Source organism: Streptomyces kanasensis (assembly GCF_043077165.1).
In the GTDB taxonomy this organism is placed as follows: domain Bacteria; phylum Actinomycetota; class Actinomycetes; order Streptomycetales; family Streptomycetaceae; genus Streptomyces; species Streptomyces changanensis.
Genome location: NZ_JBIBSF010000008.1, coordinates 258,871 through 275,908, shown reverse-complemented (window position 1 = coordinate 275,908; position 17,038 = coordinate 258,871). Strand labels below are relative to the sequence as shown.

At 68.1% G+C, this 17,038-nt stretch carries 11 protein-coding genes; 10 read left to right on the top strand and 1 reads right to left on the bottom strand.

Features of this window, described 5'->3' with window-relative positions; genetic code table 11:
• Nucleotides 1-11 precede the first annotated feature (11 nt).
• The 10 genes from pglY to ACF053_RS21190 all read left to right on the top strand — a co-directional run bounded on the left by pglY (nt 12) and on the right by ACF053_RS21190 (nt 16,142).
• Entirely contained in the window at nt 12-3,905 is a 3,894-nt protein-coding gene (gene pglY, locus ACF053_RS21235; RefSeq protein ID WP_391955334.1) for a BREX-2 system ATPase PglY, read from the top strand.
• Nucleotides 3,905-6,823, top strand: a complete 2,919-nt coding sequence (gene pglZ / locus ACF053_RS21230; RefSeq protein WP_391955333.1) for a BREX-2 system phosphatase PglZ — start codon at nt 3,905-3,907, stop codon at nt 6,821-6,823. The genes pglY and pglZ overlap by 1 nt, the downstream gene beginning before the upstream one ends.
• 121 nt (nt 6,824-6,944) lie before the next feature.
• Nucleotides 6,945-8,294, top strand: coding sequence for a BREX system ATP-binding protein BrxD (brxD, locus tag ACF053_RS21225; protein WP_391955332.1), 1,350 nt, complete (start codon nt 6,945-6,947; stop codon nt 8,292-8,294).
• Between the two features lie 54 nt (nt 8,295-8,348).
• Nucleotides 8,349-10,508, top strand: a complete 2,160-nt coding sequence (locus ACF053_RS21220; protein ID WP_391955331.1) for a DEAD/DEAH box helicase — start codon at nt 8,349-8,351, stop codon at nt 10,506-10,508.
• 156 nt (nt 10,509-10,664) lie between these two features.
• Nucleotides 10,665-11,471, top strand: a complete 807-nt coding sequence (locus tag ACF053_RS21215) for a hypothetical protein (RefSeq protein WP_391955330.1) — start codon at nt 10,665-10,667, stop codon at nt 11,469-11,471.
• 6 nt (nt 11,472-11,477) lie between these two features.
• Nucleotides 11,478-12,629 carry a helix-turn-helix domain-containing protein gene (locus ACF053_RS21210; RefSeq protein ID WP_391955329.1) on the top strand — a complete coding sequence of 384 codons (1,152 nt, stop codon included), beginning with the start codon at nt 11,478-11,480 and terminating at the stop codon, nt 12,627-12,629.
• 80 nt (nt 12,630-12,709) lie between these two features.
• Nucleotides 12,710-13,594, top strand: a complete 885-nt coding sequence (locus tag ACF053_RS21205; protein WP_391955328.1) for a DUF5655 domain-containing protein — start codon at nt 12,710-12,712, stop codon at nt 13,592-13,594.
• A 434-nt stretch (nt 13,595-14,028) separates the two neighbouring features.
• Nucleotides 14,029-14,205 (top strand): hypothetical protein, encoded by a 177-nt coding sequence (locus ACF053_RS21200; protein WP_185923492.1) that lies wholly within the window; start codon nt 14,029-14,031, stop codon nt 14,203-14,205.
• 9 nt (nt 14,206-14,214) lie between these two features.
• Complete coding sequence (locus ACF053_RS21195) at nt 14,215-15,426, top strand: JmjC domain-containing protein (RefSeq protein WP_391955327.1); 1,212 nt, start codon at nt 14,215-14,217, stop codon at nt 15,424-15,426.
• Nucleotides 15,336-16,142 carry an aldo/keto reductase gene (locus ACF053_RS21190; protein ID WP_391955326.1) on the top strand — a complete coding sequence of 269 codons (807 nt, stop codon included), beginning with the start codon at nt 15,336-15,338 and terminating at the stop codon, nt 16,140-16,142. The genes ACF053_RS21195 and ACF053_RS21190 overlap by 91 nt, the downstream gene beginning before the upstream one ends.
• Here the strand turns inward: ACF053_RS21190 and ACF053_RS21185 are convergent.
• Nucleotides 16,130-16,969 carry a hypothetical protein gene (locus tag ACF053_RS21185; protein ID WP_391955325.1) on the bottom strand — a complete coding sequence of 280 codons (840 nt, stop codon included), beginning with the start codon at nt 16,967-16,969 and terminating at the stop codon, nt 16,130-16,132. The two genes, ACF053_RS21190 and ACF053_RS21185, sit on opposite strands and share 13 nt — an antisense overlap.
• Nucleotides 16,970-17,038 lie beyond the last annotated feature (69 nt).

Sequence of the window (17,038 nt, the reverse complement as noted above, 5' to 3'; positions counted from 1 at the left end):
TTAAAGACATCATGGCGTTCATGAGCAGGAACAACTCTCGCCCCGAGGACCGGCCGCTGCTGCGAGAGTTGATCGACATCCCGGAGTCGGTGTCCACCTCCGACTTCGTGCTGAAGCTGAACGAGGCGGTCACCGCCGAGGGGGCTGAGGCGGCCCTGAAGGACTACGTCGTCACCGACCGGCTGCTGGGTAACTTCGACGAAGCCCTGGACCTGATCAAGTCGGCGCTCGACAGTCACTCGTCGAAGGCGGCATATCTGCACGGTTCGTTCGGTTCCGGTAAGTCGCACTTCATGGCAGTGCTTTACGCGCTGCTCTCGCGAAACCAGGCCGCTCGGAACCGTAGCGAGCTCGACCCGGTGCGGGCCCGGCACTCCTGGCTGGATGCGGACGACCGGAAGTTCCTGCTGGTGCCGTACCACATGCTGGGTTCCAAGTCCCTGGAGCAGCGGGTGCTCGGCAAGTACGTGGAGCACGTGCGCAAGCTGCATCCGGACTGCCCGCTGCCGCAGGTCTACCGGACCGACGGGATCTTCGAGGACTTCGCCGAGCAGCGCCGCCGTAACGGTGACCACTGGGTGATCGCACAGCTCGCCGATGCCGGTGGCCAGGAGGACGAATGGGGTGATTCTTTCACCTGGACCAGCAGCCTTCTCGACGAGGCCATGGACGCGGTGGAGGAGCACGAGAACACCAAGAGCCTCGATCTGGACAATCCCTCCACGCCGAGGGAACTGCGTGCCCGCCTCGTGCAGGACCTCACAAGAACGCTGTTCCCCGCCTTCGCGCGCAATGCTTCCGAGGACGTCAGCGGCTTCATCTCCCTCGACAGGGGGCTCAGCGTCATCGCGGCGCACGCCAAGGCGCTGGGCTACGACGGGCTCATCCTGTTTATGGACGAGCTGATCCTGTGGCTGGCCACTCTCATCCACGACCAGAAGGTGCTGGGCAGGGAATCCAGCAAGGTGACGAACTTCGTGGAGGGCGGTGACGAGCGGCGGGCGATTCCGGTGGTGTCGTTCATCGCCCGTCAGCGCGATCTGCGCGAGCTGGTCGGTGAGGAGATGTCGGGTGCCGCCGAGGCGGCAGTGCAGGACACCTTGAAGCTCAACGGCGGGCGTTACGACGAGATCGTCCTAGAGGACCGCAACCTTCCTCAGATCGCGCAGGCTCGCCTGCTCAAGCCCGTGCCGGGGGCCGAGGCGAAGGTGGACGCGGCGTTCGCCGAGGCCAAGAAGCTCGGCCCGGATGTGTGGGACACCCTGCTGGGTCACGACAAGTCCACCACCGGCGCGGACGAGGACGCTTTTAGGCGGACGTACCCGTTCCCGCCGGCGTTCATGGACACCCTGGTGCACATCTCTGCCGCGCTGCAGCGCTCCCGCACCGGCCTGAAGCTGATGAGCCAGCTGCTTGTCGACCACCGTGACGACTGGCGGCTCGGACAGCTCGTGCCGCTCGGCGATCTGTATCCGGCGATCGCGGGCGGCGGCGACAAGGCGTTCAGCGGAGAGACCAACGTCCACTTCGAGGCTGCCGACAAGCTGTACCGGGACAAGCTGCGCCCGTACCTGCTGAAGACCAACCAGGTCACTGAGGACCAGGTCGAGGCGTATCGACGCTCTCCCGAGAGCCTGGGCGACCCACAGCTCGCCGCCCGTTGCCGCGATCTGACCGGCGATAGCCGGCTCCTGCAGACCCTCTTGCTGTCGGCGCTCGCGCCCAGCGTGCCGGCGCTCGCCGACCTCACTCTCGCTCGGCTGCACGCCCTTAACCACGGTTCTATCACCACCCGAATCGCGGGCACCGAGGTCGGCCGGCTCGAGCAGAAGGTAAAGGAGTGGGCGGCGACCTTCCCCGAGATCAAGGTCGCCGGTACCGGGCCGGGCGCGGTGGTCCGTCTAGAGCTCACCGGCGTCGACCTGGACGCCGTCCTCGCCAACGCACAGGTCCACAACAACCTGGGCAACCGGCGCGCCAAGATGCGCAGCCTGCTTAAGGACGCGCTCGGGGTTGGCGACGGGCCCGGAGGCTTCGACGCATACGACGTGCTTGACCTTGTGTGGAAGGGCACCGAACGACAGATCGAGGTGGTCTTCGGCCACGTCGCAGACGTCGACTCGCTGTCCGAGGCGACCTTGCGGCCCAGCCAGGACGACGCCTGGCGGCTCGTCGTCGATTTCCCGTACGACGAGGGCGAGTTCGGCCCGATGGACGACCTGCAGCGGCTGCGTGCCCTGCGGGAGAAGCCGGGCGGCGACTCGCGCACCCTGGCCTGGTTGCCCACACACCTGACCGACGCTTCCCGCAGTGACTTCGAGCGTCTCGTCGTCATCGACAAGGCCCTCGCCGACGAGGCTCGCTTCGACGCCGAATTCGCACGCAGCCTCAATGCCGACGACAAGGCGCGCGCCAAGAGCATGCTGCAATCGCAGCGCGACATCCTCACCGAGCGCGTCACCCAGGCGCTGCGGCAGGCGTACGGGCTCGCGCAGAAGCAGGAAGGGATCGTCGACCTCGGCTTCGACACCCACCTGGTCGCCCAGCAGGACGTGCCCGAGCTTCGGCTTCCGCTCGGCGCGCCGCTGGATGCCGCCGCCCGCGACCTGGCCGGCAAGCTGCTCGCACACCAGTACCCCGCCCACCCCGACCTGGACCCCGACGGCAGCGGCAAGCCCGTGAAGCCCGCCGAGATTAGGACCGTCTTCGAGTACGTACGCAAGGCCGCCGAGGACCGCGACGGACAGGTCGAGGTCGACGGCAAGGACCGCAAGACCATGGCGCGGATCGCGGGCGGCCTCGGCCTCGGCACCATGCGGGAGGCGTACTACCGACAGTCCACCACCTGGCCTGACCACTTCACCAGCCAGGCCCGCCGAGACGGCACCGCCGAACCGACCCTGGTCAAGCTCTCCGACTGGAGCGACCTTCCCGAACCGCGCGGACTGCCCGAGCCGCTGCGCAGGCTGCTCGCCGCCGCCTACGCGGAGACAACCGACCGGGTGTGGGTGCGCGGCGGCGTCCCCGTCGAACCGGCGCCCGCACCGCATGAGCTGAAGCGGGACTATTCCCTGCGCGAGCAGCCTCTGCCCAGTGAGGAAAACTGGCCAGAGGCGCGCAAGCGGTACGAGACCATCCTCGGGGACCGGGCACCGCAACTGCGGCGCGGGCGCATCGTCAACCAGTTCGCCGGACAGATCAAGCAGGCAGCCGCCGCGCTCGGCCAGGACGCAGGACGGCTTGTCGGGGAACTGGAGAAGCACCGCGACTTCCTCCGCCTCGACGATGACTCACCGCGGCTCGTCCTCGCCCGGCGGGCGCAGGAGCTGGTCAAGGAGGTGACGGAAGCCGGCATCGAGGCCAAGACCGTCGTGGACCGGCTCGCCCGCTTCGACCTTGGTGACTTCACTGCTCACCGGTACGCCATGTCTCTCAAGAGCGCCGGGAAGGTCGCCACCGCGCTGCAGAACACCAGCTGGGATCAGCTGGGACTGGCCGACACCCTCGGTGTGGGCGGCGCAGCCGTCCTGGAACGGGTGCGAGATGCCGCCGCCGGCGATCCGGGGGACTACCCCGACCTGCCTGGGGTACTCAATGCCGGTGGCCGGGAGGTGCTGTCCCTGCTGAGGGCCCGACAGACCACGGCCGAGCGTCCTCAACCGCCCGTCACCCCGTCGCCGAGCTCGGACGACGTGGACCTGAACGGCGGTTCCGCTCACCCGCAGGTGCTACCGGAGCCGGCACAGCAACCGGGGCCTCGTACGCCGTCGCGGTCCGTGGTCCGCTCCGGCGGTGGGCGGACCACTGCTGCACGGGCCGCCGCCGAGCTGCAGGCGGAGATTGCGGCGCTCGCGGCTGAGCACCCCAATGCCACCGTCGAGGTCGTTTGGAAGGTTGTCGACTGATGTCCGACACGGTCACCACGGCGCTCGTGACTGCCGGTCTCGCCCGGCTGCCTGCGGGAACCGTCCGCCAGTACCTCGCTGCCCGCAGCCGGCTCGGCGACGGCACGGTACGCGTTCTGCTGTTGCGGGCCGATCCGGTCTGGGATGGGCCCGCCGTGCAACAGACAGCGGGTGGGCTGCGGGCGCGCGTAGCCGTCGGGCCCTCGGTATTGGCCGTACATGAGCAGATCCTGGGCCACCTCGACGCGGCAACTCCGCCCGACCCCAAGGTCTTGGTCGTCCTCACCGACCGCGAGGACACCGACCTCGACCCCGGGCTGCTCGCCCGCGTCTACGGCGGCAGGATCCGGTCCGTCGACAACTGGGAGGTCGTGCAGGAGGCGTTTGACGCACGCGGCCTCGACGGGCGACTGCGCAGCGAGACTTGGGCGGCCGAAGCGCTCCTGGACGCGGCGGCCACCCGTGGCTGGCCCTCGTTGGGCAAGGGAGTGCTCTCCCGAGACGAGGCACTCACCCGGCTGGCCAGGCGCCGTCTCAGGCTCGGCCGTCACGACACGGACGCGCTGGGCGGGCCGACCGCACACGACGACGGAGACCGCATCGACCCCGTCGCACTGTTCCGATGGACCCTCACCCCAGGCGGCCCCGACCTCCTACGCGACCTGCGCGGACCGGAACGGGCCGGCTTGGCCCGCTTCCTCGCCGAACCCGAACAGGGCGGCTCCACCGGAAAGATCATCACCGCGCTGGTGAACGCCGAACACGGGGCCGACGCAGCCGCCTACGCGGTCGTCTGCGCCGCCTTGTGGGGGCACGCGGAGGCCGACCACGACTTGTACCGGGCTCGAGGGCGCGCCGAGCGATGGCTCGGCGAACAGCCTCCCGCCCAGGGCGACGACCTCGACAGACTCCTGGCCTCCTTCGGATGCAGCGGCGAGGCGTTCGTCCGCGGTCTCGTCGACCGAGGCGAGCACCGGCTCGCCGACCCGGTCCTGACTCGGGCCGCACAGTTCGTGGCACAGTTCGGGGCACAGGCTGCCGCGACTGCCAGCCCGCTGCTGTCGGCCGGACTCGACGCCCGCTTCACTGCGGCTGGTCTTGCCCTTGCCGACGGCGGCACCGACACGATCACCGCTGCCGTCACCGCGCTGGCCGACCATGCTCTGGCCGCCGACGGCGCCACCCAGGCCCGTATCGAGCGGGTGCGGATGGCGGCGCGGTTGCGACGGTGGCTTGCCGGCTCGCCTGAGGCCGATATCGCCTCGGTCGCTGAGGGCACCGCCCGCCAGATCTACGAACTCGGCTGGGTGGACCGAGCCTTGGAACACCTCGAAGCGGGCGGCGACCCAGACGACGTACTCGCCGACGCATACAGCCAAATCGGCGCGCAGGCGCGGGACAAGCGCCGCGAGCTGGACCGCGCATTCTCCGAGCGGCTCGCGGTGTGGACTGCGGGTGGCACCGCTCCCGGCGCCATGCTCACCGTGGAGAGCTTGCTGGACCGCGTCGTCGCACCCGTAGTGGCCAGCCCCGGTCGACGGGTGCTGCTCCTCCTCGTGGATGGGATGAGCGCGGCGATAGCAGCGGAGATCGGTGAAGAACTCCGAGGCCAGTGGGCGGAGTTCGACCCGCTGCCCGCTGCGACCGGAGCGCCCGTCCGGCGCGCCGTGGCTGCCGCGCTGCCCACCCTCACGGCCGTATCCCGGACCTCATTGTTCGCGGGCACCCTGATGAAGGGCGACCAGAGCGACGAGAAGCGGCTCTTCCCCCAGCACTCCTGCTGGAACGGGGCTCCGGCGGTCGTCTTCCACAAGGATGACCTGCGCGGCCCCGACACCGGCTCGCCTTTCTCCACCGCTCTCACCGAAGCCCTCGCCGACGAGCGCACCCATGTCGCGGTCGTACTCAACACGGTCGACGACCGCCTCGGCAAAGAGCAGAAGCTTGGCGACGGCGCGTGGCAGGCCAAGGAGATCGGCGGTCTGGAACCGTTGCTGCGGGCTGCCCGCGCGTACGGCATGACCGTGCTGCTCACCTCCGACCACGGCCATGTAGTCGAGCGGCGCGGCACCAAGCTCGACGCGGCCGGCGGCACCATCGGCTCGGCCCGCCACCGCACTCCTGGTGGGCCCGTCGCCCCGGCCGAGATCGAGCTGTCCGGACCTCGGGTGGTCTGGCCGGAGCCCGGATCGCGGATCGTCGCGCTGCGGGACCACGACACCCGGTACACCGCGCTCAAGGCGGGCTACCACGGCGGGGTGACGCTCGCCGAGTTCACCATCCCGCTCCTCGCCCTGCTTCCCTTCGGCGCCGAGCCGCCGATCGGATGGCGGGAGCTGGGCGACCCGACACCCTCCTGGTGGACGGAGGATGCCGAGGGCGGTGGCGTCGTCGAGGTCGGCGCCAAGAACGAAGCGGACGCAGGTGGCGTGCCCGATGCCGCCTTGGCGAGCCCGCGCCGGAAGCAGACCAGGAAGGCCGCCCCGCCCGCGCCCGAGGGCGCCATCAGCTTGTTCGGCGAGGACGAGGTGGCACCCCCCGTACCGCAGGATCCCGCCGAGTCGGCGGCCGAGCCCGAGACCGTACCCCCCTCCAACCAGCCCGAAGACCCTGCTGTTGCCCTGGTCGAGCGGCTCATGGCCACTGAGCTGTACCAGGCACAGCTGGACCTCCTCGCCCGTAAGCCACGTGACAAGACCGTCCTCCCGAAGGCGCTGGTCGCGCTCGTCGAGGCCGGCACCTTGCCGATGACCGCTCTCGCCGAACGCGCCGGCCAGCCCGCCACCCGTGCCCCCGGCTTCGCCGCGACCCTCGCCCAGCTCCTCAACTACGACGGTGCTCAGATCCTGGAGATCCTGCCCGACAACCGAACCCTGCGCCTGCACCGCGCCCAGCTGATCGAGCAGTTCGGGCTGTGAACCGGCACACTGCGGCCGCGACGGGCGGGCCGGTTTCCCGGCCCGCCCCGTCCGCGCGCTGGCGGTGCGGGGTCCGCATTGGTGTCCGGCCAGGTGGGCGGCAGGATGGGAGACTGTGCGGGTGAACGCGTTTGGATCTTCAGCATCCGGGGCCACCCCGGTCGGCGCCGTGAGGCGGCGCGCCGTGGTGGACGCGCTGCGGCGCGGCGCCGTCCCTGAGAGCGGCCTTGACCTGCTCGCCACCGGCCTCGGGCGCTTCGAGCAGGCAGTCGACGAGGAACTGGAGACTGTTGCTGCCGGCGGCTCGGTGTTCAAGGCCGTGCGCGGTGAGTACGGATCCGGCAAGACCTTCTTTACCCGCTGGCTCGGCGAACGCGCCAAACGACGCACCTTCGCCGTAGCTGAAGTGCAGGTGTCGGAGACCGAGACCCCGCTGCACAAGCTGGAGACCGTCTACCGGCGACTCACCGAACGCCTGACCACCGCGAGCTTCCCGCCCAGCGCCCTGCGGCCGGTCGCCGACGCCTGGTTCTACGCACTGGAAGAGGATGCGCTCGCCGACGGCGCGAGCGAGAACGAGCTGCCGCAGGCCGTGGAGAGGCTGCTCACCGCCCGCCTCGCGGAGGTCTCCCGGCACGCACCCGCGTTCGCCACCGCCCTGCGTGGATACAAGCAGTCCCTGGACTCCGGAGACGAGGCCACCGCCGCCGCGGTCATGGCCTGGCTCGGCGGCCAGCCACACGTCGCCGCAGCCGCCAGGCGCAGCGCAGGCGTCCGCGGCGACCTTGACCACTTCGGCGCCTTCGGCTTCCTGCAGGGCCTGCTCACCGTGCTCCGGGATGCTGGGCACGCCGGACTCGTCCTCGTCCTGGACGAAGTAGAGACCCTGCAACGGGTCCGCTCCGACGCCCGCGACAAGGCACTCAACGCGCTCCGCCAGCTCATCGACGAGGTCCACTCCGGCCGCTTCCCGGGCCTGTACCTCGTCATCACCGGCACGCCCGCCTTTTACGACGGCCAGCAGGGCGTACAGCGCCTCGCGCCGCTCGCCCAGCGCCTTTCCACCGACTTCACGACCGATCCCCGCTTCGACAACCCTCGGGCTGTCCAGATCCGGCTGCCCGGATTCACCGAGGAATCACTGACCAGCCTCGGTGCCACCATCCGTGACCTGTACGCGGAAGGTTCCCAGTCTCCTGACCGGATCAAGCAGCTCGCCGACGACGCGTACCTCACGGACCTGGCGCGAGCAGTGGGTGGGGCTCTCGGCGGCAAGGTCGGAGTGGCACCACGGCTGTACCTGAAGAAGCTGGTCGGGGACGTGCTCGACCGGATCGACCAGTTCGCTGACTTCGACCCGCGCACGCACTACAAGCTGACAGTGGCCAGCGGCGATCTCACCGCGACCGAACGGAACTTCGCCGCACCCGCGCCAGCCGCCTCTGCGGACGATCTCGACCTCGAGATCTGAAGTCCCATTCTCCGAAGACCCGAACTCTGACGGATCAGTGCAGGAGTTACAGACGTGCAGGAGCAGACGCGCGGCACCGACCCAGTGGAACGCCTCGACCCGGTCGTCCTGCACCACATCGTCAACACGCTCGGGTGGCCAGATCTACGCCCCCTGCAAAAGGCCGCCGTGCACCCGCTGATGGACGGCGAGGACGCGATCCTGCTCGCGCCTACCGCAGGCGGGAAGACGGAGGCCGCCACCTTCCCCATGCTGTCCGCAATGCGGGAGAAACGCTGGACCGGCACCTCCGTCCTCTACCTGGCCCCGCTCAAGGCGCTCCTCAACAACCTGGTGCACCGAGTCGATACCTACGCCCAGTGGTTGGGACGCCGAGCTGCCCTCTGGCACGGCGACACCCCCGAGTCCGCACGCCGGCGCATCCGCACCGAGTCCCCTGACTTCCTGCTCACCACTCCCGAGTCCCTCGAAGCGATGCTCATCAGCGTCAAGACCGACCACTCGCACATGCTGGGTCGGGTGCATGCCGTCGTCGTCGACGAGGTGCACGCCTTCGCCGGGGACGACCGCGGCTGGCACCTGCTCGCCGTACTCGAACGCCTGGAGCGACTGGCCGGCCACCGGATCCAGCGCATTGGCCTCTCCGCCACCGTCGGCAATCCCGACACCCTGCTCACCTGGCTCCAGGGCGCAAGCCCCGCCGACCGCCCCGGCCGAGTCGTCGCCCCCGGCGTCACCCTGCCAGCAGCCAGCGCTGCTGCAGCCGAAACCCAAGATCTCCCGCGCCCCGCAGGAGAGGTGGAACTTGACTACGTCGGATCTCTCGCCAACGCTGCCAAGGTGATCTCTGCCCTGCACCGGGGCGAGAAACGGCTCGTCTTCTGTGACTCCCGCAAGCAGGTCGAGGAGCTCGGCGCGGCACTACGAGCCCGCGACGTCACCGTGTTTCTCTCCCACGCCTCCCTCTCCACCGACGAACGCGCCCGCTCCGAGCAGGCATTCGCCGAAGCACGCGACTGTGTCATCGTCTCCACCTCAACCCTCGAACTCGGCATCGACGTCGGCGACCTCGACCGCGTAATCCAGATCGACTCGCCCAGCACCGTGGCCTCTTTCCTGCAGCGCATCGGCCGCACAGGCCGCCGCACCGGAACCTTCCGCAACTGCCTGTTCCTCGCCACCCGGCCCGACGCCCTCCTCCAAGCCGCCGGCCTACTCACTCTGTGGACCCGCGGTTGGGTCGAACCCGTCACACCGCCCCCCGCGCCCCGCCACCTCGTTGCACAGCAACTCCTCGCCGTCACCTTGCAGGAACACCGCCTTGGCGATCGCTTGTGGCCCGAACAATGGAACGGCCTTGCTCCGTTTGACCGCTCCGCTGCCCCTCTCCTGTCCCACCTCGTCGAAGGCGGCTTCCTCGACAGCGACGGCGGCATGCTCTTTATCGGCGCCGAAGCCGAGAAGCACTTCGGCCGACGGCACTTCATGGAGCTGACCGCCTCCTTCACTGCACCGCCCGAGTTCACAGTGCTCGCCGGACGCACCGAGATCGGCACCACCGACCCCGCCGTCCTCACCGAGGAACGCCCAGGCCCGCGCCGCCTGCTCTTGGCAGGCCGCAGCTGGCAGGTCACCTTCATCGACTGGGCCCGGCGCCGCGCATTTGTCGAACCCGTCGAAGATGGCGGCATCGCAAAATGGCAGGGAAGCGAAGCCCGCGGCCTCTCCTACGACCTCACCCGGGCCATGCGCGATGTTCTCCTCGGTACCGACCCGGACGTCCGCCTCACACGCCGCGCAACCGCCGCCCTCGCCGAACTTCGTATGGACCGCGCACCCCACGAAGTACACCCGGCAGGCACCCTCCTGGTCCGCGACGCGGACGCCACACGCTGGTGGACCTGGGCCGGCTACCGCGCCAATGCCACTCTCGCAGCCTCCCTCGGCAACTTCGCAGACCCCATTCAGCGCCCGACCGACACCCACGTCCGGCTGCGCCAAGACCTCGCGCCCGACGACTGGAAGGGCGCCCGCGTTGAACTCCCTGACTCCCTCACCCTGCCCACCGTCGACCCGCGTGCCGTTCGCGGCCTCAAGTTCTCGGCCGCCCTCCCCCTTCGACTGGCTACCACCACCCTCGCCGAACGACTCGCCGACCTAGAGGGGGCCCTCACCGCTGCCCGAGAACCCGTGCGCCTGGAATGGGGCGGCTGAACAACCCAGATCACGGCCCGCCGCCTGCTAGCAGTGGTTCCGCTCGAGCAACTTGGCGAGCCTCCCGGTTCGCGCTCCTGCTTGAGGAACGGCACGCACGGGACCCATCTACTTGATTTTCGCGCAGAGATGGGAGGGTTCTGCTATCGTCGGCGTGTGGAAATCACTCTGCAGCAGGCATTGAGTGATCTCCGGCAGGCGGGTGCGCTGGAGATCATCCGGGATGTCGCGTGCGAGGTGTACGCGACCAACGCCGACCGTCATGACCCCTCGCATGGGGATGACAACGGCACCTTTGCCCAACTGGTCTGGCGGAACATCGCCAACCTCTCCTTCCAGAGGCTCAACCAAGCAGGTATTCCGGTCCGCAAGGTCGCCGGCGGAGCGATCGAGGTCATCTCAGGGCCGTGGGTCCTGAGGATCTACAAGTTTCCGCTGACCGCACCTGGCAAGGTGCGGGACAAGCTGGAGCAACTGAGCTGGGACGGTAGCGTTGCGCGTCTCAGGGGTGCGGTAGCGAACAGTGCGATGAAGGGTCAGCTGACCTTCGATCAAGACCCCGACTGGTCCGAGAGCTTCGCTGAGGCCGTTCGCCAGGGCCACGTGCGGGTCATGCACATGGGCGATCCCGAGACGGGTAACTGTGTCATCGAGGTCGGTCTCCCGCGGGACAACCGCGAGGGTGGGTCGCCTTGGCTTGATGGCACGGTCGAGATCCACAATGATCTCCAGGTCGGCCTTCCGGCTCCCCGCTCGGCCGAAGACGTCATGGTCGAGCAGGAAGGGTTGCCCCAAGAGGTCAGCACGGGCGTGGACCGCAAGCTGCCGGAGCCGGGCATCGACGACAGCCGTACTGCCAAGGAGACTTCGAGGGCGCCCGCCTATAGCGACCTGGACGAGCACGAGCTGCCGCTGCGGCGGCGTACTGAAGAACCGCGTGAAAAGCGCGAGAAGACAGACTGAGAGATCATGCCGACACCGCTGCGAGGATCGAGAGGCGCTGAGCTCGCCTCCCGCTCCTTCGAACCTGAAGCTCTGACGACGGCCCGCCAGCTTCGAGGACTCCGCAAGAACGAGCTCGCCAAGAAGGTCGCGCTCACGCCAGCGGCGGTTAGTCAGTACGAGTTGGGCCAGAGCCGTCCGTCGGCTGCGGTGGTTGCGCAGCTGGCCATGGCATTGGGGGTGCCGGCCACATTCTTCGCAGCGGGCCACCCGCACCCGACGGTGCCCAGTGCTGCCCACTTCCGGAGCCTTCGGGCAACGACTCAACTGCAACGGGACCAGGCTGTCGCTTTTGGCAAGATTGCGTGGAGGTTGGTTACCACTATTGAGCACTATGTGGAGCTGCCTCCTGTTGCGCTGCCTCGCCTGGCATTGCCGTCCGAGCCCAGCCGGGCGGACATCGCAGCCGTGGCACGGGACGCTCGTGATGCGCTAGGGGTCCCTACCGGACCCATTCCCCACATGACGCGGCTTCTCGAGGCTCATGGCGCGGTAGTTCTGGAGCTTCCAGCAATGTCCGAACGAGTGGACGCCTTTTCTCACTGGTACGGAAGCAGGCCCATGGTCTTCCGTAATCCTGCCAAGAACGACAGGGCTCGCTCTCGGTTCGATGCCGCACACGAGGCGGGGCACTTGGTCATGCATCTTGACGCAGAGCCCGGTAGCCGGATCATCGAGAACCAGGCGCATGACTTTGCGGCGGAGTTCTTGATGCCAAGTGCAGAGATCCTTGCGGAGCTACCGCAACGGCTCGATTGGGAGGTGCTATACGCGCTGAAGCGGCGTTGGGGAACGTCGTTGAAGGCAATCGTCTATCGCGCTCACGCTCTCGGCGCCTTCCGCGATGCAACGTATAAGCGCGCGATGATGATGCTCTCCCAGAACGGGGATCCGGAGCCGTGCGACCTGGGTCCTCGGGAAGCCCCTCTACTGCTGGAGCGGGCAGTCCGGCTCTGCGAGGAGACGGGGGTGTCGTTCGACGAGCTCGTTGCTCGGTCGGGACTCCCCTTTGAACTCGCGAACGAGGTCTATGCGACGGCCACGATGACTCGTCCCCGCCTCGCTCTGAGTGTTGATGAGGGAGATGCGCCCGAGGTGCTTCAGCTCTTTCCGGGCTAACCGTCTAATGGCCAGCGTCGGAAATAGATCCGACGGCTACCACTGTTGAATCTCGGCGGTACTGGTGTATGGGAGGGGTGGTGTCGAACCTGAAGCTCTACAGCACGAATGGCGGTGTGACCGAGGTCGCACCGCGTCTTGCCGAGTTCGAAGCAGATGTGCAGAGCCTTGTCGAGGCCAACATGGAAGCGCTGCTTGGGGTTCGCTTTCTGGCAAGCGAGTACAGCACGGGACCGGTCCACGCCGGTCGCATCGACTCGCTCGGTCTCGACGAGAACGGATCCCCTGTCATCGTCGAGTACAAGCGGGGCGTTGACTCGGGTGTTATCAACCAGGGCCTGATCTACCTCAGCTGGCTCATGGATCACCGGGCGGAGTTCGAGCGCCTGGCCCGCGACCGGCTCGGGGCCACGACCGCGGCCCAGGTGCTGTGGAGCGGACCGAGGCTGATCTGCGTCGCTGGCGGCTTCACCCGCTACGACGTTCATGCCGTGCGCGAGCACCGGCGCAGCATCGACCTGGTCCGTTACCGGCTCTTCGGCAACGACCTGCTCGGCCTTGAGACTGTGGCCTCGGTCAGCGGCCGGTCGCCAGTCACCCGACGCGTCCGCCGGCAGGGGACCGGGCCTGGGGGCGGCGGCCACGGCACGGCCCTGGTTGAGCTGGCGCAGGCGGTCGACGAGTCGCTGCTAGGGCTGGGCGACGGCGTGAACTATGTCCAGCGCAAGATGTACCGGGCGTACCAGCGCCTGCGGAACTTCGCCTGCGTGTGCCCGCCCCAGAGGACCAAGCTCCTCGTCTATCTCAAGGTTGACCCGAAGCAGGTCGACCTCGTCCCTGGGTTCACCCGGGACGTGACGGGTCTCGGTCACCACGGCACGGGCGACCTGGAGGTGCAGCTGCGCAGCCTCCGGGATGTGGAGCGCGCCCAGGACCTGTTCCGCATGAGCTATGCGGCGGCGTGAAGCGCTAACGGGTCCTAGCCGATCGCGTTTCCACGCGTCAATTCGATGGTCGTCTCGGTGATGCCTCTCGACGTACGGGCAGGTAGTGGCGGTGGACCATCAATCATCCGCGGGATCGCCGGTTTGGCTAACCGGCGATCCCGCGCTATGTTGCCCCGCTGACGGGGCTCCGATGTCCTGCCTTTCGCCGCCATGGTGAGCGCCGTGGTTGTCACTCTCGCCCTGGCTCACACTCCCGGTCGATGAATACACTCCTTCGGCCCAGCCCAGACCAGGCAGTCGTCCAGGCGGAATCAGGCCCTAGCTTCCTCCCCTGAGAAGGGGCAAGAGCGTCCTGCAGCGCTGTCCGAATCCCGCCCTACTGCCATGCGGTGGACGCGGGTTAACTCAGACGTTCGCCCAGAGCTGGGTTGGAGAACTGAGAGGAGAGCTCGATGGCAGACAGGGCATCCACACAGGTGGCGGGGACCAGCCCCGCGCTTCTGATCGCGGTGGAGGAGCTGGCGACTGCGCATGACCGCAGCGAGTCCGAGCGGTCCGACATCACCAGCTCGCAGAACAGCGCGGGAGATGACGGCGACAACCGCGACCTGAACCTCCCGAAGGAGTAGGGGGAACCCATGGAGCACCGGCTCGTCAGCCACATCGAGAAGGCTCTCGGCTGGGACGGGCCGGGTTCCGTGGGATCCGCGTTCGCGCGCGGCCGTCTCACGGACCCGGAGCTGCCCGCACGGCTGTTGACCCCGCTCAGACTGCTGGACCTGATCAAGCGCCGCCATCTGGCCAATCCGCAGCTGCGCTGTTATGCCGAAGGCGAGGAAGTGCACCCGTCCACGTTCCTGTCCACCAACGTCAACCGGCGCAGGCAGGCCGTGAGCCAGGCGGACATGGCGGCCCTCGGACGAATTCTCAACGACGGCGGCACCGTGGTCCTGGATCACGTGGACTTCTTTGACGCGACGCTGGAAGTCGCCTGCCGGGCCTTGGGCTGGTGGTCCGGCGAGCTCACCTCTGCCAACGTCTACCTCGCGGTGGGTGACACCGACGGATTCCACCTGCACTGGGACGACCACGAGGTCATCGCCGTGCAGCTTTCTGGCGAGAAGTCGTGGGAAGTGCGCGGTCCTTCGCGGCTGGCGCCGATGTACCGCGACGCGGAACGCAACCGCACGCCCTCCGAGGAAGTGCTGTGGAAGGGCACGATGCAGGCCGGGGACGTCATGCACATCCCACGAGGCTTCTGGCACACCGCGACCCGCCTCGGTTCGGGGAGTGGTGGACACTCACTGCACGTGACGTTCGGGTTCACCAAACGGACCGGTGTCACCTGGGCTAACTTCCTCTCTGACGCCGCCCGCGCCGACGACGCGTTCCGTCACGACCTGGAGGGCGTGCAGGGCACCGCACACCAGGTGCTGACGGACAAGCTCAGCGCCCTGGCCGCCACCTACAGCCCAGAGCGGTACCTGGACGAACTGCGGTCCAGCACCCCGCCCGCACGCCACATGCCGCACGTGGCCGCCTTCGGTCGGCCGGACGGAGTCGCGGCCGTCACCGAGTTCGCGCCCTCCATCGTCCGCTCCGGTGACACCGTCCAAGTGTGCGGTGGCGGTAAGCGGCTGACCTTCCACGAGCGCGCAGAACCGAGCCTGCGTGCGCTCCTGTCGGGTCACCCGGTCTACCTCGAGGGTGCCCCCGACGACATCATCACTTTGGCCGACCTGTTGATCACGGAGGGGCTGTGCGAACCGCTGACGGAACTATCGTCCTCGGGCTACACCGGTCTGGTCACGCCCGTGACCTACTCGAAGCAGCCGCCGACCTCGATGTAACACGCCTCGACACCGCGTCTAACTACCTGCGTCATCGCTCCCACGAGGTCCTGAAGACGACGGCAGGCGATCTTCTGCCGAAATTCTCGGTCTCCACCAAGGTCGGGTATTTCCCCGAGGGGCACAGCCTCGCTCCCGCCCGGCTCCGCGTAGCCGTCGAGCAAGCCATCAAGGATCTTGGGCGGGAGCCTGATCTGGTATTTCTCCACAACCCAGAGCACTCGGCACCCGACGCCGAGGCGCTGGAACAGGCGTGCACGGTCCTGGCCGACGCAGCGCAGGCGGGGCTTTGCCGTTCCTGGGGCGTCTCGACCTGGGATCCGCGCTCGCTCATGGACTTCGACGTGCCAAGTCCTGATGTCCTTATGGCCCGAGCGGGGTTGCTGGTCGGGGTCGACGTCCTCGAAGCGGCCGAGGCCCTGGCGATGCGGTGGTGCCCGTCGCAGGTGTGGGGCATGAGCCCCTTCGGCGGAAGTACGGCCGAGGCGGTGTGGGAACGCTTCGATCCGAGGGTCTTCCTGCGAGGCTCCCCGTCCGCCACGAAGATCCAGGCTGCCTTCTGTTCCTCGTACGGCCTCCCTCGGGTCGACGCGGTCGCGGTCGGCACAGACGACGTCGCCCATTTGCGGGAGCTGACCGAGGCCCTGGCGTACGAGGTCGACGAGAACGTGGTCCGGGAGTACAGGCAGCTCCTCAAAGCCCGTCAGCGCGCCTGAAGTTCCTGCAGCAGCTGCTCCGCCGTCTTCCTCGCGGGGACCAGGCGGGGGTCCTCGGGATCGGCGTAAGGGCCGAGGATCTTCGCGGCGATGAACAGGGTCATCAGCATGCCGTCCCGGCTCTCCAGATCCTCACGCCGCTCGCTGCGGACGCGGTCTGCCAGAGCTGGGACGGCGAGCGAGGCCCCCCACAGACTTGCCGCGTCCAGGCCGCGAGGGGCCATGCCCCAGTCCTCCCAGTCGAACACACAGAACACCGGCGCCGTGATATTTGCCCAGTTGAAATCTGCATGGGCCGGCCGCCATTCGGCTACGGTCGCATCGACACCCGGGAAGACGTTGTGGATCGTTCCCCTGACCAGGTCCTGTGTGAGGGTCTCGGTATCCGGTGTCGCGATACGGTTTGTGTGCTGCGTGGCCAGGGCATCCAGCGAGGCGTTCAGCGCATTCCACCACTCCTCGGGCAGCTGTGGATCCTCCGCCACTACGGCGCTGCTCACTGGCGCCGCCGGCAGCATCTCCGTCTCGTCCGCTCGCCACATCACCGGCTCCGTGTCGTCCCGCCACGCGACGCCTGTGAGCCAGGCCGGTTTCGCGATCCCGCGAAGGGCCTCGGCGGACGCGGTGCCATCCCCTCCCTGGACCCCGATCCGATCGAGTCCGCGCCGCTCGATCCGCACCCACGTATTGCGGTCCGTACGCGCCCCCAGAGACCGGCGCTTGCGCACTACAGCCTCCCGGCTAAGGCGTACCTCAAGCGACCGTTCGACACGGTCCAGCACGGCTTCCACAGGCTCCTTGCGCAGGTCCACTGAACGCGGTGTCATGCGCCCGAACGTACCAAGTCCCAGCCACATCGCGAGGGAGATTCGGGGCGAGGCGTACAGGTGCAGCTG

Excerpts from the sequence above, each read along its gene's own strand:
- pglZ (WP_391955333.1), top strand. The coding sequence starts at position 3,905 with ATGTCCGACACGGTCACCACGGCGCTCGTGACTGCCGGTCTCGCCCGG.
- pglY (WP_391955334.1), top strand. The coding sequence starts at position 12 with ATGGCGTTCATGAGCAGGAACAACTCTCGCCCCGAGGACCGGCCGCTG.
- ACF053_RS21200 (WP_185923492.1), top strand. The coding sequence starts at position 14,029 with ATGGCAGACAGGGCATCCACACAGGTGGCGGGGACCAGCCCCGCGCTT.
- ACF053_RS21210 (WP_391955329.1), top strand. The coding sequence starts at position 11,478 with ATGCCGACACCGCTGCGAGGATCGAGAGGCGCTGAGCTCGCCTCCCGC.
- ACF053_RS21195 (WP_391955327.1), top strand. The coding sequence starts at position 14,215 with ATGGAGCACCGGCTCGTCAGCCACATCGAGAAGGCTCTCGGCTGGGAC.
- ACF053_RS21185 (WP_391955325.1), bottom strand. The coding sequence starts at position 16,969 with ATGACACCGCGTTCAGTGGACCTGCGCAAGGAGCCTGTGGAAGCCGTG.